This window comes from Pseudomonas sp. AFG_SD02_1510_Pfu_092 (assembly GCF_003331055.1).
Taxonomy (GTDB): domain Bacteria; phylum Pseudomonadota; class Gammaproteobacteria; order Pseudomonadales; family Pseudomonadaceae; genus Aquipseudomonas.
Window position 1 is genome coordinate 1 of record NZ_PUQD01000014.1, and the last position, 22,108, is coordinate 22,108.

Annotated in this window: 17 protein-coding genes and 1 pseudogene; 6 read left to right on the top strand and 12 right to left on the bottom strand. The window is 63.0% G+C overall.

Features of this window, described 5'->3' with window-relative positions:
• The 3 genes and pseudogenes from C6A77_RS08870 to C6A77_RS08880 all read left to right on the top strand — a co-directional run.
• Positions 1–1,149: pseudogene (locus C6A77_RS08870) on the top strand (hypothetical protein); the annotation flags it as partial.
• Entirely contained in the window at positions 1,136–1,954 is an 819-nt protein-coding gene (locus tag C6A77_RS25955) for a DUF6708 domain-containing protein (RefSeq protein ID WP_241507402.1), read from the top strand. The pseudogene C6A77_RS08870 and the gene C6A77_RS25955, both read left to right, overlap by 14 nt.
• Positions 1,951–2,208, top strand: coding sequence for a PAAR domain-containing protein (locus tag C6A77_RS08880; protein WP_114169119.1), 258 nt, complete (start codon positions 1,951–1,953; stop codon positions 2,206–2,208). The genes C6A77_RS25955 and C6A77_RS08880 overlap by 4 nt, the downstream gene beginning before the upstream one ends.
• Positions 2,209–2,227: 19 nt before the next feature.
• Here the strand turns inward: C6A77_RS08880 and C6A77_RS08885 are convergent, their stop codons facing one another.
• Together C6A77_RS08885 and C6A77_RS08890 are read right to left on the bottom strand one after the other, a co-directional pair.
• Complete coding sequence (locus tag C6A77_RS08885) at positions 2,228–3,076, bottom strand: TIGR03915 family putative DNA repair protein (protein ID WP_114169120.1); 849 nt, start codon at positions 3,074–3,076, stop codon at positions 2,228–2,230.
• Positions 3,067–4,287 carry a putative DNA modification/repair radical SAM protein gene (locus C6A77_RS08890; RefSeq protein ID WP_114169121.1) on the bottom strand — a complete coding sequence of 407 codons (1,221 nt, stop codon included), beginning with the start codon at positions 4,285–4,287 and terminating at the stop codon, positions 3,067–3,069. The genes C6A77_RS08885 and C6A77_RS08890 overlap by 10 nt, the downstream gene beginning before the upstream one ends.
• 164 nt (positions 4,288–4,451) lie before the next feature.
• On the opposite strand from C6A77_RS08890, the gene mqo reads away from it, so the two are divergent.
• Entirely contained in the window at positions 4,452–6,017 is a 1,566-nt protein-coding gene (mqo, locus tag C6A77_RS08895; RefSeq protein WP_114169122.1) for a malate dehydrogenase (quinone), read from the top strand.
• Here mqo and C6A77_RS08900 read toward each other — a convergent pair.
• Both C6A77_RS08900 and C6A77_RS08905 read right to left on the bottom strand, forming a co-directional pair.
• Entirely contained in the window at positions 6,014–7,399 is a 1,386-nt protein-coding gene (locus C6A77_RS08900; RefSeq protein WP_241507403.1) for a UDP-glucose/GDP-mannose dehydrogenase family protein, read from the bottom strand. The genes mqo and C6A77_RS08900 overlap by 4 nt on opposite strands.
• Before the next feature lie 48 nt (positions 7,400–7,447).
• Entirely contained in the window at positions 7,448–8,383 is a 936-nt protein-coding gene (locus tag C6A77_RS08905; RefSeq protein ID WP_114169123.1) for a LysR family transcriptional regulator, read from the bottom strand.
• 99 nt (positions 8,384–8,482) lie between these two features.
• Between C6A77_RS08905 and C6A77_RS08910 the strand changes: the two genes are divergently transcribed.
• On the top strand, positions 8,483–9,328 hold the full coding sequence (locus C6A77_RS08910) for a type 1 glutamine amidotransferase domain-containing protein (RefSeq protein ID WP_114169124.1): 846 nt from the start codon (positions 8,483–8,485) through the stop codon (positions 9,326–9,328).
• 155 nt (positions 9,329–9,483) lie between these two features.
• On the opposite strand, the gene C6A77_RS08915 is transcribed toward C6A77_RS08910, so the two are convergent.
• The 5 genes from C6A77_RS08915 to yghU form a co-directional block, all read right to left on the bottom strand.
• Positions 9,484–10,728, bottom strand: a complete 1,245-nt coding sequence (locus tag C6A77_RS08915) for a saccharopine dehydrogenase family protein (RefSeq protein ID WP_114169125.1) — start codon at positions 10,726–10,728, stop codon at positions 9,484–9,486.
• A 31-nt stretch (positions 10,729–10,759) separates the two neighbouring features.
• Complete coding sequence (gene nspC / locus C6A77_RS08920; protein WP_114169126.1) at positions 10,760–11,857, bottom strand: carboxynorspermidine decarboxylase; 1,098 nt, start codon at positions 11,855–11,857, stop codon at positions 10,760–10,762.
• A 366-nt stretch (positions 11,858–12,223) separates the two neighbouring features.
• Positions 12,224–13,141 (bottom strand): pyridoxal-phosphate dependent enzyme, encoded by a 918-nt coding sequence (locus C6A77_RS08925; RefSeq protein ID WP_114169127.1) that lies wholly within the window; start codon positions 13,139–13,141, stop codon positions 12,224–12,226.
• Positions 13,142–13,296: 155 nt separating this feature from the next.
• Positions 13,297–15,000, bottom strand: a complete 1,704-nt coding sequence (locus tag C6A77_RS08930) for an amidase (RefSeq protein WP_114169128.1) — start codon at positions 14,998–15,000, stop codon at positions 13,297–13,299.
• A 139-nt stretch (positions 15,001–15,139) separates the two neighbouring features.
• The gene (gene yghU, locus C6A77_RS08935) at positions 15,140–15,979 is read right to left on the bottom strand and encodes a glutathione-dependent disulfide-bond oxidoreductase (protein ID WP_114169129.1); all 840 of its coding nucleotides are present in this window, start codon (positions 15,977–15,979) and stop codon (positions 15,140–15,142) included.
• Between the two features lie 200 nt (positions 15,980–16,179).
• On the opposite strand from yghU, the gene C6A77_RS08940 reads away from it, so the two are divergent.
• A complete protein-coding gene (locus C6A77_RS08940) occupies positions 16,180–17,211 on the top strand; it encodes a dienelactone hydrolase (protein ID WP_114169130.1) in 1,032 nt (343 codons plus the stop codon).
• A gap of 343 nt (positions 17,212–17,554) precedes the next feature.
• Here C6A77_RS08940 and C6A77_RS08950 read toward each other — a convergent pair whose 3' ends face one another.
• The 3 genes from C6A77_RS08950 to C6A77_RS08960 all read right to left on the bottom strand — a co-directional run bounded on the left by C6A77_RS08950 (position 17,555) and on the right by C6A77_RS08960 (position 22,042).
• Positions 17,555–19,141 carry an ABC-F family ATPase gene (locus C6A77_RS08950; RefSeq protein ID WP_114169132.1) on the bottom strand — a complete coding sequence of 529 codons (1,587 nt, stop codon included), beginning with the start codon at positions 19,139–19,141 and terminating at the stop codon, positions 17,555–17,557.
• A 239-nt stretch (positions 19,142–19,380) separates the two neighbouring features.
• Positions 19,381–20,520, bottom strand: a complete 1,140-nt coding sequence (locus tag C6A77_RS08955; RefSeq protein WP_346330247.1) for a HAMP domain-containing sensor histidine kinase — start codon at positions 20,518–20,520, stop codon at positions 19,381–19,383.
• Positions 20,521–20,677: 157 nt separating this feature from the next.
• Positions 20,678–22,042, bottom strand: coding sequence for an HD domain-containing phosphohydrolase (locus C6A77_RS08960; protein WP_114169134.1), 1,365 nt, complete (start codon positions 22,040–22,042; stop codon positions 20,678–20,680).
• Positions 22,043–22,108 lie beyond the last annotated feature (66 nt).

Sequence of the window (22,108 nt, forward strand, 5' to 3'; positions counted from 1 at the left end):
GTGGCTGGGAGTTGGGAAGTCCTATTGGCGATAGGTGGGTTGTATTTGCAGTCAGACAGCTTGGGCAGGAATCAGGAGAAGGCGGAAACGGAAATTGGGCCGAAGGCGCATGAGGCCAAGTTGGCGTTGCAAGGATCGTACTTGGGCGTGTTAGGAGGGCAAATCGAACTGGTGGGGCTCATGTTGCGGGCAAGTGCCTATAAGGGCATGCCATGGGCCAAAGGTGCTATTGCCACAGGCGAGACCTTGGTGAAAATCGGTGCTGTGGTAGGCGCTGTCGTCGGCTTTATTGAAGCAGCACAGGCAGTTGCTGCTGCTAAACGTGCATCGGCAGCGGGAGATAGTGCAGCAGCGATACAATACTGGGTGGCTGCGGGCTTTTACGGGGTCAGTGCCATTGCTGTCGCTGGGGCAGCATTAAGTTCCACTGTATGGGGCCCCGTCGGCCTCGCTGTAATGCTGGCATTGACTGCATACACGCTAAGCAAAAGCGCTGAAGAGAATGAGTCATCCGCTCTGGAGCGGTGGGCCCGCCGATGCTGTTTTGGAAAGGCAGATGAGACGCCTGTCATTCACTGGGATAGTCCGGACTACGCAGACATTGCATTTGCAGAACTCAACGCCGCCACGCTAGGTGTACAGGCAGAATTCCACTTCGAATCGAATCTGGTAAGCGACCCGGCCGCTCCAAAGATAGGAGGACTGATCAGCCTTGAAAGGGAGCAAAAAATAAAATTCAAGATGGTGCTACCTCAGTATAAAGACGCAGTATCGGCCTATCGGTGGTGCCTGATAGTCCATCGTCAAGGTGATGGACAGTTCCCAGACTACACGGGAGGAGAAACGCTTATTGTGGATGAGTTTCATGCACGTCGCTCAACTGGTGTTTCCAAGTCCGCCAGCTTCCCTGGCTTTTCTCCGCCTAGGCTGCCCGACTATAAAAACGATTTTAAATTTGATAAAAAGCTCTCTTCCGTTGGGCACAATGACCTGCCCCAATTGGCTATTTCTGGGATTGTAGAGCTCATGCCGACAATTGGAGCGCACTCCATCGTTGCAGCAACATTGTTGGTGATGTACTGGCCGGATCGAAAAATTGAAAGTGCGTATATTGAGTTATGTCACCGGAGGGAGAATGACGACGCTTGAGCCAAGCGCGCTAATGAGACGTGCGCCAGGCTGGCGCTACGATCTGCCGAGCGTTCACGAAGTACCCACATCTCGCTTCAGTCTGAACGACATTAATCCGCCACCAAACCATGCTGATGGTGTATACATGGAGCTGCCTCGATCTACAGTCCTTCTACATGGGGTAGTGGCCTTGCTTGGTATTCCAATGCTGCTGTTCTTGTTTTATGTCACAGTATGCGTGTATTGGAACCTCATTGATTACATCCAGGACTTCGATTGGATGATGATGCTTACTTTGATGCTCGGGCCCGTGATCTGCCTATGGGTCGTCTTTACATTTGTCAGGCTAGACTTAACACTTCCACGAGACGAGCCAATACGTTTTAATCGCTCGCGCCGGAAAATATATATATACCAATTCAGGCATCATTACCTCTACCTGTTCAGCCGAAAACACTGGGGCGTCAAACCAGTCGCCTACAACTGGGACGACGTCACCGCCGAAGTCTACCGAGTCTACGCCCCCGGCCACGGTGGGCTGATCGAGAACGTCATGTTGTCGGTGCGCAACCCGGAAACCGACGAGGTCATCGACCGCGTGTTCTTCACCCATGACCTCTACCGCGGCGAAGCCTACTGGGCCATTGCCCGTCTGTTCATGCAGCAAGGTCCCGAAGCCTTGCCGCAGTTCATCCACCCACCCCGTGACTGGAACGACGACGACGGCCTGAGCCACATGCACTGCCTGGCCCCCAAGGTTCACTGGCCAGCGGCAATCGATCGTGAATCCCGTACCGCCCCCTCAGAAGGAGAGGCGCAATGAAACCGGTCGTATTGGTAGGCCATCGACACGAATGCCCGCTGCATGGCGTCAATCAGGTAGAAAGCGGCAGTGCTACGTACACGTTCAACGGCAGAGCGGTTGCCAGGGTGGGGGACCGGACGACCTGTGGTGCTGTCATCGAAACCGGGGCTGAGTATTTCCTGATCGAGGGCGCGGCCGTAGCGCGCAAGGGCGACCGCACGGACCATGGTGGTGTGCTGGAGGAGGGCGACGCCGGGTGGCTGCTGGGGTGATTTCAGGAAGCGCCTGCAGCTAAGACAACCGCGTCGGCTTGCTGATCTGTTTGCCGGCCTGAGTAGCCACTTCCTGCGCCTGGCCGTCCCGTTGCTTGCCTTGGCGCGCCAGGCCTTCAAGTTGCGGTATCAGCATCCCTTCCGGCAGGTGCCGCCAGAAGCGTCCGGGCATATGCAGGCGCAGGGCGTCGGGGTTGAGGCGGGCGGGGTTGAAGGTGTGACGGTAGTAGGTGCGCCACAGCTCCGCGCCAGGGTCTTCGGCGTTGCGCGCCCATTGGCGCCAGGGCTCGGGGCACTGGCGTTGGTAATCGAATGCCTGGCCATCGAAGCGAATGCCGTCCTGCGGGGTGGCGATCAACCAGCGCAGACGCCCCAGGCGGTCGGCGAAATGCGCACTGGCACTGTGCAGAATGTCATGCGCAGGCTCGTGATAGGCCACCAGATCCAGCTGCAAATGCGCAACCAGCTGTTCAGGCAGCGGCACGAAGCGCACAAACGCATGCAGGTGATGGGCCTCCCGGGTGACCTGCTTGATGCGCCGTTGCAGCTCGCTGCCCAGGCGATCACCGGCCAGCATCGCCGTGCGGTCACCGTGGGCAACCCGCCACAGCACTTCGTACAGCAGGTTCCAGCGTTGCTCGCCGCGGTAGCATGCCGCCTGTTCCAGCTGGCTCAATAACGCTGCCGGGACCTTGGCGCGAAAAGGCCCCGGGCCTTGCGGGAGCGCAGCCGGTACCGCCAGCAGGTCGGCTGTCGGGCCTTGCGACCAGGTCACGTGTGCCGGGTCGATGCCATGCCCCAGTAACGCCCGCGCCTGCTCGCGCCAGGTGGCGAACAGGTTGTCGCAGTCGAGCGCGATCACCCCCACAAGCCCATCTGTAGCGGTGCCTGCGGTTCACGCAGACGGGCGCGCAACAGGCCGCTGCACAGCTCGGCCTGGGCCGGGCGGTAGTCGCTGGTGACGATGAACGGGCGCGCCTTGTCCAGCACGCAGCGCAGCTGGATCAGGTCGTCGTAGCGAATGCGCCGTTCGCGCCGCAGCGCGACCAGGCGCTGCACGCTGCGCAGGCCGATCCCGGGAATACGCGCCAGCAGCGCGGGTTCGGCGCGGTTCACATCCAGCGGGAAGACCTCGCGGTTGGCCAGCGCCCAGGCCAGTTTGGGGTCGATGTCCAGCGCCAGGTTGCCCGTTTGCCCCAGCAGTTCGCCGGCCTGGTAGCCGTAGCCGCGCAGGAGGAAGTCGGCCTGGTACAGGCGGTGTTCGCGCAGCAGCGGCGGCGCGGCCAGTGGCACGCTGCCCGGGGCGTCCGGGATCGGGCTGAAGGCGGAGTAATACACCCGTTTGAGGCCGTAGCCCTGGTACAGCGACTCGGCATTGCGCAGCAGGGTGCTGTCGTCGGTATTGTCGGCACCGACGATGACCTGGGTGCTTTGCCCGGCGGGCGTGAAGCGTGGGGCCTTGGGTTCGTTGGCCACGGCTTGCTGGCCCTGATGGATCACCCTCATCGCCTGACGAATGGCGTGGGCCTGCTTTTCCGGCGCCAGGCGCTTGAGGCTGGCGTCGGTGGGCAGTTCGATGTTGACGCTGAGGCGGTCGGCCAGGCGGCCGGCCTCTTCGATCAGCAGCGGGTCGGCATCGGGGATGGTCTTGAGGTGAATGTAGCCGCGGAAGTTGTGCGCCTCGCGCAACAGCCGGGCGACGCGGATCAGCTGCTCCATGGTGTAGTCCGCCGAGCGGATGATGCCGGAGCTGAGGAACAGGCCGCTGATGCAGTTGCGCCGGTAGAAGTCCAGGGTCAGGCGCACCACTTCTTCGGGGGTGAAACGCGCGCGGGGTACATTGCTGGAGCGGCGGTTGACGCAATACTGGCAGTCGTACAGGCAGAAGTTGGTCAGCAGCACCTTGAGCAGTGACACGCAGCGGCCATCTGGCGTGTAGCTGTGACAGATGCCCATGCCATTGGTAGCGCCCAGGCCTTCGGCGCCGCGCGAGTTACGCTTGGGCACACCGCTGCTGGCGCACGAGGCGTCGTATTTGGCGGCATCGGCCAGGATGCCAAGCTTGGCGATGAGCTGCATGGGGCTGTCTCGAAATACTGAATATTCATACAGTATTTCGAGAAGTCATGAATTGCAAGCGCCGGCGATAGCCTGTCGCTGCAGCCTGGGCGGTCATACCCGACAAAATCCCTCAGCTAAGCTTGTGACTGGAATCGGGATAGCAACCAGGCAAGGGAGCGGTTATGAAGATCACCATCAAGCCAGTACTGACGCTGACCGGGCTGGCCCTGGCACTCAGCGTGCTCGGTACCCAGGCTGCGGAAACCAGAAAAGTCGATGTGATGCTGGTGGGCGGCGGCATCATGAGTTCAACCCTGGCCGTCTGGCTCAACGAGCTGGAGCCGGGTTGGTCAATGGAAATGGTCGAGCGCCTGGACAAGGTTGCCGAAGAAAGCTCCAACGGCTGGAACAACGCCGGCACCGGCCACTCGGCCCTGGCCGAGCTCAACTACACGCCGGAAAAAGACGGCAAGATCGATATCAGCAAAGCGGTGGAAATCAACGAATCGTTCCAGGTAACCCGGCAGTTCCTTGCCTGGCAGGTCAAGCAAGGGGTGCTGAAGAACCCGCACTCGTTCATCAACACCACCCCGCACATGAGCTTCGTCTGGGGCGACGACAACATCCGCTTTCTGAAAAAGCGTTATGAGGCGCTGCAGGCCAGCCCACTGTTCAAACCCATGCAGTACTCCGAGGACCACGACCAGATCCGCAAGTGGGTGCCGTTGATGATGGAAGGCCGCGACCCCGCGCAGAAGCTGGCGGTAACCTGGACGCCGATTGGCACCGACGTCAACTTTGGCGAGATCACCCGGCAATATGTGGGCTACCTGCAGACCCGGCCGAATTTCGATTTGAAGCTATCGACCGAAGTGCAGGACATTACCCGCAACGACGATGGCTCCTGGCATGTCGAGTACAAGAACCTCAAGGACGGCAGCACGGCCGCCACCGATGCCAAATTCCTGTTCATCGGTGCTGGCGGCGCGGCGTTACCGCTGCTGCAGAAGTCGGGTATAGACGAAGCCAAGGACTACGCCGGCTTCCCGGTCGGCGGTTCGTTCCTGGTGACCGACAACCCGGCCATCGCCCAGCGCCATATGGCCAAGGCGTATGGCATCGCCGCCACCGGGGCGCCGCCGATGTCGGTGCCGCACCTGGACACCCGGGTACTCGATGGCAAGCGCATGATTCTGTTCGGCCCGTTCGCCACCTTCTCGACCAAGTTCCTCAAGCAGGGCTCGCTACTCGACCTGCTGGCCAGTACCAGCGTGCACAACGCCTGGCCGATGGTGCGGGTCGGGGTGCGCGAATTCGACCTGGTGCAGTACCTGGTCGGCCAGGTGCTGCAATCGGACGATGACCGTTTCGAAGCGTTGCGTACCTACTTCCCCGAGGCGCAGAAGCAGGACTGGCGGCTGTGGCAGGCGGGCCAGCGGGTGCAGATCATCAAGAAGGACCAAGCCCTGGGTGGCGTGCTCAAGCTCGGCACTGAAGTGGTCACCGCCAAGGACGGCAGCATCGCCGGCCTGCTGGGCGCTTCGCCTGGCGCCTCGACGGCACCGCCGATCATGCTCGATGTGTTGAGCAAGGTGTTCAAGGACAAAGTGGCGTCGCCCGAGTGGCAGGCGAAGATCAAGCAGATCATTCCAACCTATGGCCTGCGCCTGAACGACCACCCGGACGAGGTGCAGAAGGAGTGGGCCTACACCAACCAGTTGCTGCAGCTCGAGCCGCCTGCGCCTTAGTGTGCTGACGGGGTGAAACCCGCGCTGCGACCTGTCGGGGTGGCCAGGTGGGGCTGGCCTGGCAGGCGGCTACCGCGGCCGATGCCATAGTACGTCAGGCCGGCGGCGGCCATGTGCTCGGGTTCGAACAGGTTGCGCCCGTCGAACACGACCCGGTCGGCCAGCTGGGGCGGGACCTTTTCCAGGTCGAGCACGCGGTACTCCTGCCATTCGGTGACGATCACCAGGGCATCGGCACCGCGCAGCGCATCGTCCTTGCACGGCACCAGTTGCAGGTCGGTGCGCGGGCCGTAATGCCGGCGGATTTCCTCCATGGCCTGCGGGTCGTGGGCCTGCACCCGCGCACCCGCAGCCCACAATGCTTCCAGCAGCACCCGGCTGGACGCCTCGCGGATGTCGTTGGTGTTGGGCTTGAAGGATAACCCCCACAGGGCAAAGACCTTGCCGCGCAGGCCGCCCGGGTAATGGCGCTGGATCTTGCCGAACAACCGGCTCTTCTGCTGTTCGTTGACCGACTCTACCGCCCGCAGCAACTGTGGCTCGAAGCCTTCGGCCTCGGCGCTGCGGCGCAGGGCCTGCAGGTCCTTGGGAAAGCACGAACCGCCAAAGCCGCAGCCGGCGTAGATGAAGTCGTAGCCGATGCGCGGGTCCGAGCCGATGCCGCGGCGCACCATTTCGATGTCGGCGCCCAGGTGCTCGGCCAGGTTGGCGATTTCGTTGATGAAGGAAATCTTCGTCGCGAGCATGCAGTTGGCGGCGTATTTGGTCAGCTCGGCACTGCGCGCGTCCATGACCATGAGCTTTTCGCGGTTGCGGCTGAACGGCAGGTACAGCTCGCGCAGCAGCTCCACCTCGGCCGGTTCGGCGCCGCCGATGATGATGCGCTGCGGGCGCATGCAGTCCTCCACGGCCGAGCCTTCCTTGAGAAATTCCGGGTTGCTGATGACCTGGAAGCGGCTTTTGTCGGCCACGGCCTGGGCGATGCGCGCCTTGATGCGCTGCACCGTGCCGACCGGGGCGGTGGACTTGTTGACGATCAGCTTGGGGCCGTCGGCATGTTCGAGGATGCTGTCGACCACGGCGAAGACATGTTTCAGGTCGGCGCTGCCATCGGCCTGGGGCGGGGTGCCGACGGCGATGAACTGCACCCTGGCGAAGTTGGCCGCTTCGCTGGCGTCGGTGGTGAAGCGCAGGCGGGCGCAGGCCAGGTTGTTTTCCAGCATCGGGGCCAGGCCGGGCTCGAAGATCGGGCAATGGCCGGCATTGAGGCTGGCGACCCGCTCGACATCGACATCCATGCACAACACCGAGTGCCCCACCTGGGCCAGGCACACTGCCTGGGTGAGGCCGACATAGCCGGTACCGAAGACCGTGACATTCATCTGACAGCTCCTTGAGAGGCAGGCTGAAAAAAAATGTCACACCGTTGTTTAGATATTGTGACCTGAGCCAGCCGCTGCCTGCTGTGCTACGGCCTGGAGCTGTTGACGGAACCAGCGGCGCAACGGGTCGGTGTGGGTGCGTTCGTGCCAGATCTGCATGACCTCGACCGCAGGCAGCGCCAGTGGCAGGGGGTACATGCGCAAGTCATCATCACGCTCGCTGGCTTCGACGGCCAGCGAGCGCAGGCAGCACAGCAGCAGGTCGGTGCCGCGCAGCAGGCGCGTGGGGGCGATGAAACTGGACAGGCCTGCGACCACCCGCCGGCGCTTGCCGAGGTTGCGCAGAGCGCGGTCCACCAGGCCATCGAGGTCACCGCTGAGGGTGGTCAGCAGGTGGTCGCTGGCGAGGAAGGTGTCGAGCTCCAGGCCGTTTGCCAGGCCCGGATGACTGCGCGAGGCCAGCACCACGAAGTGTTCGCTGAGCAGCCGCTGCTGGTGGAAGGTGTCCGGCAGATCGTTGTAGAACCCGGCGACGGCGAGGTCACAGGTGCCTTTCTCGAGCGCTTCGCGAGGGAGCTGGCCACGGGTGTTGTGGGTGACCAGGGTCAGGTTCGGCGCCTGGCTGCGCAGGATCGGCAGTAGCCGGGGCAACAGGGTCTGTTCCAGAAAATCGGTGCTGTACAGGTGCAGGCGCGCAGGGCGGGCGAGAAAGTCTTCGCCTTCGCAACGCTCATAAAAATGCTCCAGGCCCGCCACCAGGCGTTCTACCTCAGGTGCCAGTTCGTGGGCGCGCGGAGTCGGCGTCAGGCCCCTGGGCGCGCGGACGAACAGCGGGTCGCCGAACTGATGACGCAGCTTGTTGAGCTTGTGGCTGAGGGCGGGCTGGCTCAGGGCCATGCGCTGGGCGGCGAGGGTGGCGTTGCGTTCCTGATAGAGCACATGGAACAGGTACAACAGGTTGAGGTCCTTGCTGCTGATATTCATTTTATGGATCGCAGACATGCAGGCTTTCGAATTATCGAATCATAGCCCGGCCATTAACATGCGTGCACGACCTATTCGTCTGATCAGGAGATTGTTTGCATGGCTCGAATGTCCCGGCTCGCCTTGGCTGTTGGCGCCACCCTGCTTGCCAGCGGTGCCCATGCCGCGCCCAAGGGTGAAGTACTGGTGCTGCTGTCCAGCGAGCATCAGTTGCCGCTGCAGGACGGCAAGCGCTACGCCACCGGCTACTACCTCAATGAATTCGGTGTGCCTGCCGACCAACTGCTCAAGGCTGGCTACAAGCTTGTGTTGGCCACCCCGAAGGGGAATGCGCCGCGGGTCGACCGGCGTTCGATCGACCCGCGCTACTTTGCGGGTGACGCGGCCGAGATGCGCCGGATCGAGAAGGTGGTGCGGAGCCTGCACGGCATCGACGACACCCTGTCGGTGAAGCAGGTGCTGGCGGGTGACCTGGGCCGCTATGCCGGGCTGTTCATCCCCGGCGGCCATGCGCCCTTGATCGACCTGGCCAACAACCCGGAGGTGGGCGCCTTGCTGCGGCATTTCCACCAGGCCGGCAAGCCGACGGCCGCCATCTGCCATGGCCCCATCGCCTTGCTCTCGGCTCAGCAGGACCCGGCCGGCTATCAGGCGGCGCTGGCGCGGGGTGAACAGCCGGCGGCTACTGACTGGGTGTACAAGGGCTACCGGATGACCATTTTCTCCGACCCTGAGGAACAGGTGTTCGAGGGTTCGCTCAAGGACCAGCGTTTGCTGTTCTACCCGGCCAACGCCATGGCAACCGCAGGGGGTGAGATGGGCTATGCCGAGGCCTGGCAACCCCATGTGGTGGTGGACCGCGAGCTGATTACCGGGCAGAACCCGTTCTCCGACAAGGCATTGGCCAAGGCGCTGCTGGACAAGTTGGCCGGGCCGGGTAGCTGAGCCTGCACCGGCCCCTTCGCGGGCATGCCCGCTCCCACAGGACCGGCCCAGGCCTGAAGCAGGCATGCTAGCCGTGGGGGCGGGCGCGCCCGCGAAGGGGCCGGGCCTGCAAAAACAAAAAGGGCGCCTTGTCGGCGCCCTCTCTGTGTTGCGGCTTAGGCTTCAGCGTCCCAAGGACGATCGCCTTTTTCATCCTTGACGCGGGTCGGCAGGCCCATCACGTTCAGCGCCTTGAGGAACGGCTCGGCTGGCAGCTCCTCGACGTTGACCATGCGACCGGCATCCCACTCGCCACGGGCGACCAGCAGGGCGGCAGCCACCGGCGGAACACCGGCGGTGTAGGAAATGCCCTGGCTGTCGGTCTCGGCGTAGGCTTCTTCGTGATCGGCCACGTTGTAGATGAACACTTCGCGAGGCTGGCCATCCTTGGTGCCCTTGACCAGGTCACCGATGCAGGTCTTGCCGGTGTAGCCCGGGGCCAGCGAAGCCGGGTCCGGCAGCACGGCCTTGACCACTTTCAGCGGTACCACTTCCAGGCCCTCGGCGGTTTTCACCGGTTGCTCGGAGAGCAGGCCAAGGTTCTTCAGTACCGTGAACACATTGATGTAGTGCTCGCCGAAACTCATCCAGAAACGCACGTTCGGCACGTTGAGGTTTTTCGAAATCGAGTGAACTTCGTCGTGGCCGGTCAGGTACAGGTTCTGCGAACCTACCACCGGCAGGTCGTCGGTACGCTTGACCTCGAACATGCTGTTGCTGGTCCACTGGCTGTTCTGCCAGCTCCACACTTGCCCGGTGAACTCGCGGAAATTGATTTCCGGGTCGAAGTTGGTGGCAAAGTACTTGCCATGCGAACCGGCATTGACGTCGAGGATGTCGATCGAGTCAATGCTATCGAAATACTGTTGCTGCGCCAGCTTGGCGTAGCTGTTCACCACACCCGGGTCGAAACCGACGCCGAGAATGGCGGTGATGTTCTTTGCCTGGCACTCTTCGAGGTGTTTCCACTCGTAGTTGCCGTACCACGGCGGGGTCTCGCAGATCTTGCCCGGCTCTTCGTGGATGGCGGTGTCCAGATAGGCGACGCCGGTATCGATGCAGGCACGCAGCACCGACATGTTGAGGAAGGCGGAACCCACGTTGATGACGATCTGCGATTCGGTCTCGCGGATCAGCGCCTTGGTTGCCTCGACATCGAGGGCATTGAGCGCGAAGGCCTGGATGTCGGCGGGTACCTTGAGGCTACCCTTGGCCTTGACGCTGTCGATGATGGCCTGGCATTTGGAGATGTTCCGTGACGCGATGGCGATACGACCCAGTTCGTCGTTATGCTGCGCGCACTTGTGGGCCACCACCTTGGCGACACCTCCTGCACCAATGATAAGAACGTTCTTCTTCAATTTATCCCTTGCTCCTTACTGAAAGCCGGTCTTACGACAGGCTGGAAACGTAGTCTTCGAAACCGAACTCGCGCACCACTTCGACGCTGCCGTCGAGTTGCTTGACCACGATGGATGGCATTTTCAGACCGTTGAACCAGTTTTTCTTGACCATGGTGTAACCGGCCGCGTCGACGAACGACAGGCGATCACCAATGGCCAGCGGACGATCGAATTGGTATTCGCCGAAGATGTCACCGGCCAGGCACGACTTGCCGCAGACCATGTAGGTGTGCGCGCCGTCGTTGGGGGCCATCTTGGCGTTGAGGCGGTAAATCAGCAGGTCGAGCATGTGGGCTTCGATCGAGCTGTCGACCACGGCCAGGTGCTTGCCGTTGTACAGGGTGTCGAGCACGGTCACTTCCAGCGAGGCGCTGTTGGTGATGGCCGCTTCGCCCGGCTCCAGGTACACCTGCACGCCGTACTTTTCCGAGAAGGCTTTCAGGCGCGCGCAGAAGGCGTCCAGCGCGTAGTCTTCACCGGTGAAGTGGATGCCGCCACCGAGGCTGACCCACTCGACCTTGTGCAACAGGTGGCCGAAGCGCTCTTCGATGTGCGTGAGCATCTTGTCGAACAGGCCGAAATCACCGTTCTCGCAGTTGTTGTGGAACATGAAGCCGGAGATCTGCTCGATTACCTGCTCGACCTTGGCCGGGTCCCATTCGCCCAGGCGGCTGAACGGGCGGGCCGGGTCGGCCAGCAGGTAGTCGGAGCTGCTGACCTGCGGGTTGACGCGCAGGCCACGGACTTTGCCTTCGGACTGTTCGGCGAAGCGCTGCAGCTGGCCGATCGAGTTGAAGATGATCTTGTCGCAGTTCTCGAGCATTTCCGCGACTTCGTCGTCGGCCCAGGCCACGCTGTAGGCGTGGGTTTCGCCGGCGAACTTCTGGCGGCCGAGCTTGAGCTCGTACAGCGACGAAGAGGTGGTGCCGTCCATGTACTGCTGCATCAGGTCGAATACCGACCAGGTGGCAAAGCACTTGAGGGCCAGCAGTGCCTTGGCACCGGAGTGTTCGCGCACGTAGGCGATCTTCTCCATGTTGCCCAGCAGCTTGGTTTTATCGATGAGGTAGTACGGCGTCTTGATCATTTAAAGGCCCCCGGCCAGGCCGGCCAAAAAAAGGACACGCATTGTGCCTTCACTTGCCGCAGACCGAAAGGGTGGGATACGCATTTCGTCAGGGTTGACGCCTTTGCGAGGGGTTTTTCCGGTTACGACGGGCTCAGTAGAACAGCGGCATGTGACTATCGTAATCAGCAGCCGCGTGGCGCAAGGAGAATCCGATGAGCAACGTTCTGTGCAGGATGGCACGGGCTACGCCCGTGTTCGCGGGTGAACCCGCTCCCACAGGGACTGCGTTCTCTTCGAACCTTGTGCAGTCCCGTTGGTGCTTCAATCTGTGCAGTCCATTCTGTGGGAGCGGGTTTACCCGCGAAGAGGCCGGTACAAGCAAAGTCAATCGACCTGCTGCAACCAGGCCTGAATCTGCTCCAGCGTCGCCGTAGCGCCGCCACAAACCACCACCAGCACATTCTGGTAGCTCGCCAGGGCTGCGGGTGCATGCACCAATGCCAAGGCCGCGCCACACGCCGGTTCGACCAGCAGGCGATGGTCCAGCAGGAACTGCTCGCAGGCTTGCAGCGCGGCGCGGTCGCTGACCAGGTGGCTGTGCACCGGGTGCTGCTGCGCGTACAGCAGCGCCTGCTCGGCGACACGCTTTGCACCGAGTGACGTTGCCACCGAGGCGATGCGTTCGAGCTCCACCGAATGCCCTGCCTGCAGCGCCGCATGCAGCGACGCCGCGCCTGTGGTCTCCACCGCCAGCACCGGCACGTCGGCCCAGCCGTTGCGCTGCAGCCCCTCGACCACGCCGCTGAGCAAGCCGCCACCGCCCACCGCCAACACCACGGCATCTGGCTTCACCCCCGCTGCGGCGACTTCATCCACCAGGCTGGCATGCCCGGCCCACAGCAGCGGGTCGTCGAACGGGTGAATGAATGCGTCCTGCGCACCGACCAAGGTTTGCGCCAGGGCATTGGCTTCTTGCCAGGAACTGCCATGCACCACCACCTTGGCACCTTCCTGGCTCAGCAGTTCCCTGGCCCGCGCCGTGGTGGTTTCGGGCACCACCACGGTCACTGGCACGCCCAGCTTGCGCCCGGCATAGGCCACGGCCAGGCCCGCATTACCCCCGGAGGAAGACACGAAATGCCGCGCACCGCGCGCGTGGTGCACTTCACAGGCGTGGCCGACGCCGCGCAGCTTGAACGAGCCGCAGGGCTGCAGAGCGTCGAGCTTGAGCCAGATGGTGCGGCCTGCGGCCAGCGACAGCGGGCGCGATTCGATCAGAGGGGTGTGAATGTGCAAGGTCATTGGCTGGCTCCGCGCAGTTGTTCGAGGGAGTTGTAAAGGGTGCAGCGGGTCGGTAGCGGGCTTGCCCGCTCCCACAGGCAGTGCGCTGGCTGGGCGTGCACAGGTTACCTGTGGGAGCCGGCTTGCCGGCGATGGGCTGCGAAGCAGCGCGGTTATCAGCTCAAAGGCGGTGTACGCGGCGGGACCAGGCGGCGCGAACCGGTCGACTCGAAGGCCGCCGCGAAGCTCAACAGCGCATTGTCACTGTAGGCCCGCCCGGCAAAGGTCAGCCCCACCGGCATGCCGATATCGGCCATCACGCCCATCGGCACGGTCACGGTAGGCACACCCAGGTGACGGATCGCCAGGTTGCCGTTGGCCACCCAGATACCGTTGCTCCAGGCGATGTCCGCCGACACCGGATTGACGTCGGCATCCGCCGGGCCGACATCGGCCACGGTGGGGAACAGCACGGCGTCCAGACCCAGGCCGTCCATCCAGTCTTCCAGGTCGATCTTGCGGGTCTGCTCCAGGCCGCGCAGGCCGTCGGGCAGGGTCTCGATCTGGTCCCAGGTCTTCAGGCCGCGCTTGGCCATGTTGACGTACTCGTCCATGCCGGCGGCCAGGTCGTCCTCGCGGTTGGGCAGGGTACCCGGGTCGTGGGGGAAGATCTGCGGGCCATCGACATCGGCCAGGCGGTTGAGCTTGGGGTCGTCGTTGGCGCGCAGGAAGTCGTCGAAGGCCCAGCCGGACAGCTCCCACAGTTCGTCATGCAGGAATTCCTTGCTGACGATGCCACGGTTGTACACGGTGGGTGCGCCTGGGCGATCGCCTTCGCAGTTCGACACCAACGGGAAATCCACTTCCAGCACTTCGGCGCCGGCCGCTTCCAGGGCCTGGCGCGCTTGCTGCCACAGGTCGATCACGCTGGCGCGGGTGTTGATGCGCTGGCCGGTCGGGCCGCCGATGCCGGGCTTTTCGGCAGTACCGGCCTCGGGGTCGGCGTTGATGTACATGCGCGGCACGCCAAAGCGCTTGCCCTTGAGCGTGGCGGCATCCGCTGCCAGCTCCAGGTACGAGGCAGGGCGTACCTGCGAGGCCGCCGGGATCGCTACCCAAGGTTGCAGGCGCCACAGGTCGCCGCGCTTGTCGGGGTCGTCGGCGACCACCACATCGAGGATTTCCAGCAGGTCGGCCATGGTTCGGGCATACGGCACTACCACGTCCATGGTCGGCGTCAGCGGCCAGTTGCCGCGTACCGAGATCACCCCACGCGACGGGGTGTAGGCGCACAGGCCGTTGTTGGAAGCAGGGCCACGGCCGCTGGACCAGGTCTCTTCGGCCAGGCCGAAGGCACTGAAGCTGGCGGCGGTGGCGGTGCCGGCGCCGTTGGACGAGCCCGAGGCGAACGGCGCGGTCAGGTAGTTGGCGTTGTATGGGCTTTCGGCGCGGCCATACACGCCACGCTGCATGCCACCGTTGGCCATGGGTGGCATGTTGGTCTTGCCCAGGCACACCGCGCCGGCGGCGCGCAGGCGCTCGATGGTGAAGGCGTCGCGCTGGGCGACCAGGTCCTTGAAGGCCGGGCTGCCAGAGGCTGCGGTCAGGCCTTTGACCAGGTAACTGTCCTTGGCGGTGTAGGGGATGCCGTCCAGCGGGCTCAGCAGCTGGCCTTTGGCACGGCGGGCGTCGGAAGCTTCGGCTTCTTGCAGCGCCTCGGGGTTGCGCACCACGACGGCGTTCAGGGCAGTGGCGGTGTCGGCGCCATCGTAGGCGTCGATGCGTGCCAGGTAGGCCTTGACCAGTTCGACTGCCGTCGTGCGGCCCGACTCGAGTGCGTCGCGCAGCTCGGCAATGGAAACCTCGGTTACCTCGATCATGCGTTCACCAAAAAATGTGCAAGTGGGGGCTGATGCGAGGAGTGTACAAGAAGGGCTTGGCGGACGCAGGTTTGCGCAGGGGCAAACGGTTTTTTGCAGGCGGGCATTGTCGGGGCCGCTGTGCGGCCCCGATTGCCGTTCAGTCGAGGTCTGCCGCCGCGTGCCGCTCCGGCACCTGGCTGCTTTCATCACCCCAGGTGCGGTTGACCCGGGTGCCGCGCTGCACCGCTGGACGCAGGGCAATCTCCTCGGCCCAGCGCTGCACATGGGGGTATTCTTCCACCGCCAGGAACTCCGCCGCGCCATACAGGTTGCCGCGCACCAGCTGGCCATACCACGGCCAGACGGCGATGTCGGCGATGCTGTATTCCTCACCACCCAGGTAACGGCTTTCGGCCAGGCGCCGGTCAAGTACGTCCAGCTGACGCTTGGCTTCCATGGTGAAGCGGTTGATCGCGTATTCGAACTTTTCCGGCGCATACACATAGAAATGGCCAAAGCCACCGCCCAGGTAGGGGCCCGCGCCCATCTGCCAGAACAGCCAGTTCAGGCTTTCGGTGCGTGCAGCCGGGGCCTTGGTCAGCAGGGCGCCGAACTTTTCCGCCAGGTACAGCAGGATCGAGCCCGACTCGAACACCCGCACCGGCGGCTCGACGCTGCGGTCGAGCAGGGCGGGGATCTTCGAGTTGGGGTTGACCTGGACGAAGCCGCTGGAAAACTGGTCACCCTCGCCGATGCGGATCAGCCAGGCATCGTATTCGGCGCCCAGGTGGCCCAGCGCGAGCAGCTCTTCGAGGGCGATGGTGACTTTGACGCCATTGGGCGTTGCCAGCGAGTAGAGCTGCAGCGGCTGCTTGCCCACGGGCAGGTCCTTGTCGTGAGTCGGGCCGGCAACCGGGCGGTTGATGCTGGCGAACTGGCCGCCGGAGGCCGCGTCGTTGCGCCAGACCCTGGGTGGCACGTAGGCAGGCTTGCTCATGCTTGAATCTCCTTCAATGGCGCGAAACGGTCACATAAAGAGGTGGGCCTGCATCTATGCCATGGGTTGCACCAGAAGCGCAAATGCACAAGGCGCAAGCGCGAACTGTATGACGGCGGTTTCATCCAGGTTTCATCCGCCCCAGGCCAGGCCGGTTCTATGCTGGACCCTCGCTTCGCCCTGCAAGGAATCGCTGGCCGATGACTTTTCCACGCTGCATGGTGCTGCTGGCTTTGCTCGGTGGCCTGCTGGCTCAGGCCCACGCCGCACCGTGGGTGGCTGGCCTGCACCGCATGACCCTGGCCGACCCCGTCGATGCACGGCCCATGCAGGCCCTGGCCTTTTACCCGGCCATTGGCAAAACGCGCAGCAGCCGCATGGATGGCTACCCGATCGACGTGGCAGAAGAGGCGCCGGTAGCGCTGGGCCAGTTCCCGCTGCTGGTGTTGTCCCATGGCAATACCGGCAGCCCGCTGGCCTTGCATTACCTGGCCACAGCGCTGGCGCGCCGGGGTTTTGTCGTGGTGGCGGTGGTGCACCCGGGGGACAACGCACGCGACCACAGCCGCCTGGGCAGCCTGAGCAACCTGTATGGTCGGCCGCTGCAAGTCAGCGCCGCCATCACGGCTGCGCGCAACGATGCGCTGCTGGGGCCTTACCTGAACGATGGCAAGGTGGGCGTGATCGGCTACTCGGCCGGTGGTGAAACGGCGTTGATTGTTTCAGGTGCGCGCCCGGACCTCGACCGCCTGCGCCGATATTGCCTGGAGCGCCCGAACGACGCCGACGCCTGCCGGACCCATGGCGTGCTGATTGCCGATCGCAGCGAACTGGCGCCCGAGGCCGACCCGCGGGTGGGGGCGGTGATGCTGATGGCACCGCTGAGCCTGTTGTTCGGGCGCCATGCCCTGAACGGGGTGCGGGTGCCGGCGCTGATCTACAGCGGCGACAGCGACCAGCTGGTGGCGGTGGAGCGTAACGCCGAAGCGCTGGCGCGCAAGCTGCCACTGACGCCGGACTATCGCCTGCTGGCCGGCGCCGGGCATTTCGTGTTCATGGCCCGTTGCGATGCCGAGCAGTATGCGCGGACGCCGTCACTGTGCAAGGATGCCGAAGGTGTGGATCGCCGCCATATCCACCATTCACTGCAACGTGAAACCGCAGCGTTCTTCAGCCAGGCGCTGGAGACTTCGAGGGCAAACCCGCTGCCGCAGGTACCGCACAGGCCTTGAACCCTGTCGAAATCCTGTGGGGCAAGCCCGCGAAGCAGGCGGCGCGGTGGCTGGCACCGGCTGCGCCGGTGTTCGCGGCCACGGCCGCTCCCACAGGTACTGCGTGAGCCCAAGGCCTGCGCGGGCCCTGTGGGAGCGGGCAAGCCCGCGAAGCAGGCGGCGCGGTGCATGACACCGGCTTCGCCGGTGTTCGCGGCTAAAGCCGCTCCCACAGGTACAGCGTGGGCCCAAGGCCTGCGCGAGATCCCTGTGGGAGCGGCTTTAGCCGCGAACAGGCCGGCCCAGCCACGCGAATGGCCAGACCTGAACCTTCAATCAACCCGCGTCAATCAACCCGCTTCGATCAGACCAGCACACCCTGGCTGCGCAGGTAATCGTCGTAGGTGCCGCTGAAGTCCACCACACCATCAGCCGACAGCTCGATGATGCGCGTGGCCAGCGACGACACGAACTCCCGGTCGTGGCTGACGAACAGCAGGGTGCCCGGGTAGTTTTCCAGCGCCAGGTTCAGCGCCTCGATCGATTCCATGTCCAGGTGGTTGGTCGGTTCGTCCATCACCAGCACGTTCGGCTTCTGCAAGATCAGCTTGCCGAACAGCATGCGGCCTTGCTCACCGCCGGAAATCACCTTCACCGACTTGAGAATCTCATCGTTGGAGAACAGCATGCGCCCGAGCGTGCCGCGGATCACCTGCTCGCCGGAGGTCCACTGGCCCATCCAGTCGAACAGGGTCATGTCCTCTTCGAAGTCGTGGGCGTGGTCCTGGGCGTAGTAGCCGACTTCGGCGCTGTCGGTCCACTTGATTTCGCCCTTGTCCGGGGTCATTTCACCGACCAGGGTGCGCAGCAGGGTGGTCTTGCCGATACCGTTGGGGCCGATGATCGCCACGCGTTCGCCGGCCTCGATGGTGAAGCCCAGGTCCTTGAACAGCACCTTGTCGTCGAAGGCCTTGGCCATTTTCTCGACGGTCACGGCCTGGCGGTGCAGCTTCTTGGTCTGCTCGAAGCGGATGAACGGGCTCACCCGGCTCGACGGTTTGACCTCGGCCAGCTGGATCTTGTCGATCTGCTTGGCCCGCGAAGTGGCCTGCTTGGCCTTGGAGGCGTTGGCCGAGAAGCGGCTGACGAAGGTCTGCAGCTCGGCGATCTGGGCTTTCTTCTTGGCGTTGTCCGACAGCAACTGCTCGCGGGCCTGGGTGGCCGCGGTCATGTACTCGTCGTAGTTGCCCGGGAACACGCGCAGCTCGCCGTAGTCGAGGTCGGCCATGTGGGTGCAGACACTGTTGAGGAAGTGCCGGTCGTGGGAAATGATCACCATGGTGCTGTTGCGCGCGGTGAGGATGGTTTCCAGCCAGCGGATGGTGTTGATGTCCAGGTGGTTGGTCGGTTCGTCGAGCAGCAGCACGTCCGGGTCGGAGAACAGTGCCTGGGCCAGCAGCACGCGCAGCTTCCAGCCTGGCGCCACTTCGCTCATCGGGCCGAAGTGCTGCTCCAGCGGAATGCCCAGGCCCAGCAGCAGTTCACCGGCGCGCGATTCGGCGGTGTAGCCGTCCATTTCGGCGAATTCGGTTTCCAGCTCGGCGACCGCCATGCCGTCTTCTTCGGTCATTTCCGGCAGCGAGTAGATGCGGTCGCGCTCGGCCTTGACCTTCCACAGCTGCCCGTGGCCCATGATCACCGTGTCGATCACGGTGAATTCCTCGTAGGCGAACTGGTCCTGGCGCAGTTTGCCCAGGCGGGTGTTCGGCTCGAGCATGACCTGGCCGGCGGACGGTTCGAGGTCACCGCCGAGGATTTTCATGAAGGTCGACTTGCCGCAACCGTTGGCGCCGATCAGGCCGTAGCGGTTGCCGTTGTTGAACTTGACGGAAACGTTTTCGAACAGCGGCTTGGAGCCGAACTGCATGGTGATGTTGGCGGTGGAGATCAAAGGGGTTACCTATCAATAACTTACGTGACTTCTTCGCAGCTGCGGAGCAATGTGGAGCCTGGCCGGCTCCTGCCAGTCGTCGGCTGTGTCAATCCTGCGCGCAGGGGCCGTTAAGCGCATCTGCACGCCATGCCCGAGCTGTTGGGCGGTAAATGCGGGGGTCGAGACCAGACATTGGCGCGCATTGTCGCATAGGTGGGGCGGCAGTTATACGGGGCGACAGCGAATGCTCGGTGTGCTCAGCCGGCAGCGCCTTGGCGAGGGGGGCTGGTGCCCGGGCCCGGTTCCAGCGGAAAGACGACCTTGAAGGTCGTGCCCAGGTCGGTACTGGACCGCACCTCGATCGTGCCGCCATGGCTGGTGACGATTTCGTTGGCGATGAACAGGCCGAGCCCCAATCCCTGCGGCTTCGCGTCCTCGGCAGTGCCTGCCCGGGCCAGGCGGGCTTCGGGGTTGAAAAGGTACATCTTGCGGTCTTCGGGAATAGGGTTGCCCCAGTTGTGGATATCGATGACTGCACGGTCATTCTCGGTCGCAAGCCTTACCTGGATCGGCTGCCGGGTGTCGCCATGGCGTATGGCGTTGATGATGAGGTTCGACACCACCTGAGCCATGCGTGACGGGTCGACACTGGCCTGCAACAGCGGCGGCTGTTCCAGGCGTATCTCGATCTGCGGGTGGCCCAGGCGGATTTCCTTGACGATGGCATTGCACAGCGCGCTGAGTTCATACGGTTCGCGCTGAATGGGAATGCCCAGGCTCAGGTTGCACCGGGCCAGGTCGAGCAAGTCGTTTACCAGGCCATTGGCACGTTCGACGCTGGCGTAGATCTGCGTAGCCAAGGCTTGCTCACGAGGCCCGAGCTGGGCATTCCTGGTCAGCAGGCTGGCGCCCATGGTGATTGCCGTCAGCGGCGAGCGCAGGTCGTGGCCGAGCACCCCCAGCACCATCTTGCGTGTGGTTTCAACAGCCTTGCCGTAGGAGGCGATGGATTCTGCCAGGGCCTGGTCGATGGCCTCATTGAAGCGGATGATCTCCGCAACCCGCTCGGGCTGGTCTATCGGCGTTTCCTGTGCAAGCCACAGCCTTAATACGCTGGAACGCAGCGCCCGGTATTCCGAGACCATCTGGTCCATGCTGAAGCCATCCATCAACCGCATGACCGCATGGGCTTCGGCGGCACTTTCGCTCGCGCTGACCGGTGCGAGGCCTTGGGATTTGTCGATTTGCTGCTGCACGGTCTGGCTGGTTTCCATATCCCGTGCCACGGCCCTGAGAATGAACGAGGCGTGGTTGCGCAGGCCGGATGCGCTAAGGGTCTCGCGCGGCAGGTCAACCGTGCGGGCAAAGTCTTCCCAGGCCTGCAGAATCCTTTCCATCTGTTGAACGATAAAGGTAGACAACCGCATGCAGTCATTCCTCCGCTGCTGGAACTGCGCAGTTTGCAAAAGGGGTGGGTTAAGCGTAGCGCCTCAGCTAGTGGTTTTCGAGTCAGGCGCTACCCGTCTGGCGCGTAAAACCATGCCGCCCGGCGCCTCACCCTACCGTCGAGGGCGCTGGCTGCACTTCTGCTTGTTCCGGAATTCTGACGAACACACTGTATTTGCCGGCTTCCATTTCTTCGAAGGCAATCAGTTTCTTCACCAGAAGGCCGCTGAGTACCTTGCCGGCATTCAACAGCAGCATGCCGTTATCGGCGTGAAGGTTGCGCGCCAGCACCATGCCGTCTGCCAACTCGTGCGTGGTCAATACCTTGATGGCCGGGTCAGTCAAGGTAATGTCACGCATATAATCGGCACAGACGCTGACAAAGTCCTCCACCAGGTCCGGATCGTATAACTTTCCTGCATATTTACGAATGTAAAGCAGCGCTTCATCGCTATTGAGTTGACGCTCCAGAACCAGCCCGCGCTGCAACTCGATGAAGTCGACTGCCATTTTCAGCCAGCGTGCGCCGAGGGGGATGGCAGCGCCTTTGAGGTGATCGGGAAAACCGCTACCGTCCCAGCGTTCCTGATGGTGAAGTATCAGCTGGGCAGCCTCTTTCATCGGCTCCAGGGTCATCACCAGCGCTTCGCTCTGTTTCGGGTAGGCCCGGTACAGTTCGCGCTCTGGCGGTGGGATGAGGTCGGCAGGGCAGGTGAGCATGGTGTCGGTCCAGCTCATCTTGCCGATGTTGTAGAGCGCCGCTGCCATGGTCAGGTTGCGGCAGCTCGCTTCATCGAGCCCATGGCTGGTGCAATACACCCGTATCAGTTCGATGACCTGCCGGTTGGTCTGCTTGGCCTTGGGCAGGCGCAGGTTGCCCAACTGCGAAAAGAACTCGGTGCTGGTTACGTAGCTGCGTTTGAGTTCCTCATAGGCGAGGTCGAGCATGTCGGCAGTCTGCTGCAACTCGGCCGTGCGCGCCGCCACCCGCTGTTCAAGGCTTTCATTAAGCACCTTGAGTTGCTTCAGCTGAACTTGGGCCAGCTGTTCCAGGCGCTTGCGTTCGCTTTCCGAGTGTTGGTGGGCCAGGGCCTGGCGCAGGGCGACCAACAGTTCTTCATCGTTCCAGGGTTTGCTGATGTACCGGTAGATATGCCCGTCATTGATGGCTTTGGCGATGGTGTCCGTGTCCGCATAACCCGTTAGCAGAATGCGCAAGGTGTCGGGAAAACGTTCATGCACGTGCGCCAGCAGGGTTGCACCGTCCATGCTGGGCATGCGGGCATCACTCATCACCAGGTTTATCGGGCGCTGTTGCAGCAGTTGCAGGGCATCGGCGCCGCTTTCAGCGAGCAGGACTTCATAGGGCTGGTTGCGTAGCAGACGACGAAGGCTGTTGAGAATCGACGGTTCGTCGTCAACCAGAAGTATCACTGGCTTTGTTGCTGTGCCATCGGTAACGGGTAGCTCCATGGATCGCTCCTTGCCGGTTTCAGCCAGACTGCTCCGTGACTCAAGCCTAGGTGATTTTTGCCTTGG

Bases quoted from the DNA above. Each gene is read 5' to 3' on its own strand.
- C6A77_RS25955 (WP_241507402.1), top strand. From the start codon at position 1,136: ATGACGACGCTTGAGCCAAGCGCGCTAATGAGACGTGCGCCAGGCTGG.
- C6A77_RS08880 (WP_114169119.1), top strand. From the start codon at position 1,951: ATGAAACCGGTCGTATTGGTAGGCCATCGACACGAATGCCCGCTGCAT.
- C6A77_RS08890 (WP_114169121.1), bottom strand. From the start codon at position 4,287: ATGCAGCTCATCGCCAAGCTTGGCATCCTGGCCGATGCCGCCAAATAC.
- mqo (WP_114169122.1), top strand. From the start codon at position 4,452: ATGAAGATCACCATCAAGCCAGTACTGACGCTGACCGGGCTGGCCCTG.
- C6A77_RS08900 (WP_241507403.1), bottom strand. From the start codon at position 7,399: ATGAATGTCACGGTCTTCGGTACCGGCTATGTCGGCCTCACCCAGGCA.
- C6A77_RS08905 (WP_114169123.1), bottom strand. From the start codon at position 8,383: ATGAATATCAGCAGCAAGGACCTCAACCTGTTGTACCTGTTCCATGTG.
- C6A77_RS08910 (WP_114169124.1), top strand. From the start codon at position 8,483: ATGGCTCGAATGTCCCGGCTCGCCTTGGCTGTTGGCGCCACCCTGCTT.
- nspC (WP_114169126.1), bottom strand. From the start codon at position 11,857: ATGATCAAGACGCCGTACTACCTCATCGATAAAACCAAGCTGCTGGGC.
- C6A77_RS08925 (WP_114169127.1), bottom strand. From the start codon at position 13,141: ATGACCTTGCACATTCACACCCCTCTGATCGAATCGCGCCCGCTGTCG.
- C6A77_RS08930 (WP_114169128.1), bottom strand. From the start codon at position 15,000: ATGATCGAGGTAACCGAGGTTTCCATTGCCGAGCTGCGCGACGCACTC.
- yghU (WP_114169129.1), bottom strand. From the start codon at position 15,979: ATGAGCAAGCCTGCCTACGTGCCACCCAGGGTCTGGCGCAACGACGCG.
- C6A77_RS08940 (WP_114169130.1), top strand. From the start codon at position 16,180: ATGACTTTTCCACGCTGCATGGTGCTGCTGGCTTTGCTCGGTGGCCTG.
- C6A77_RS08955 (WP_346330247.1), bottom strand. From the start codon at position 20,520: ATGGAAAGGATTCTGCAGGCCTGGGAAGACTTTGCCCGCACGGTTGAC.
- C6A77_RS08960 (WP_114169134.1), bottom strand. From the start codon at position 22,042: ATGGAGCTACCCGTTACCGATGGCACAGCAACAAAGCCAGTGATACTT.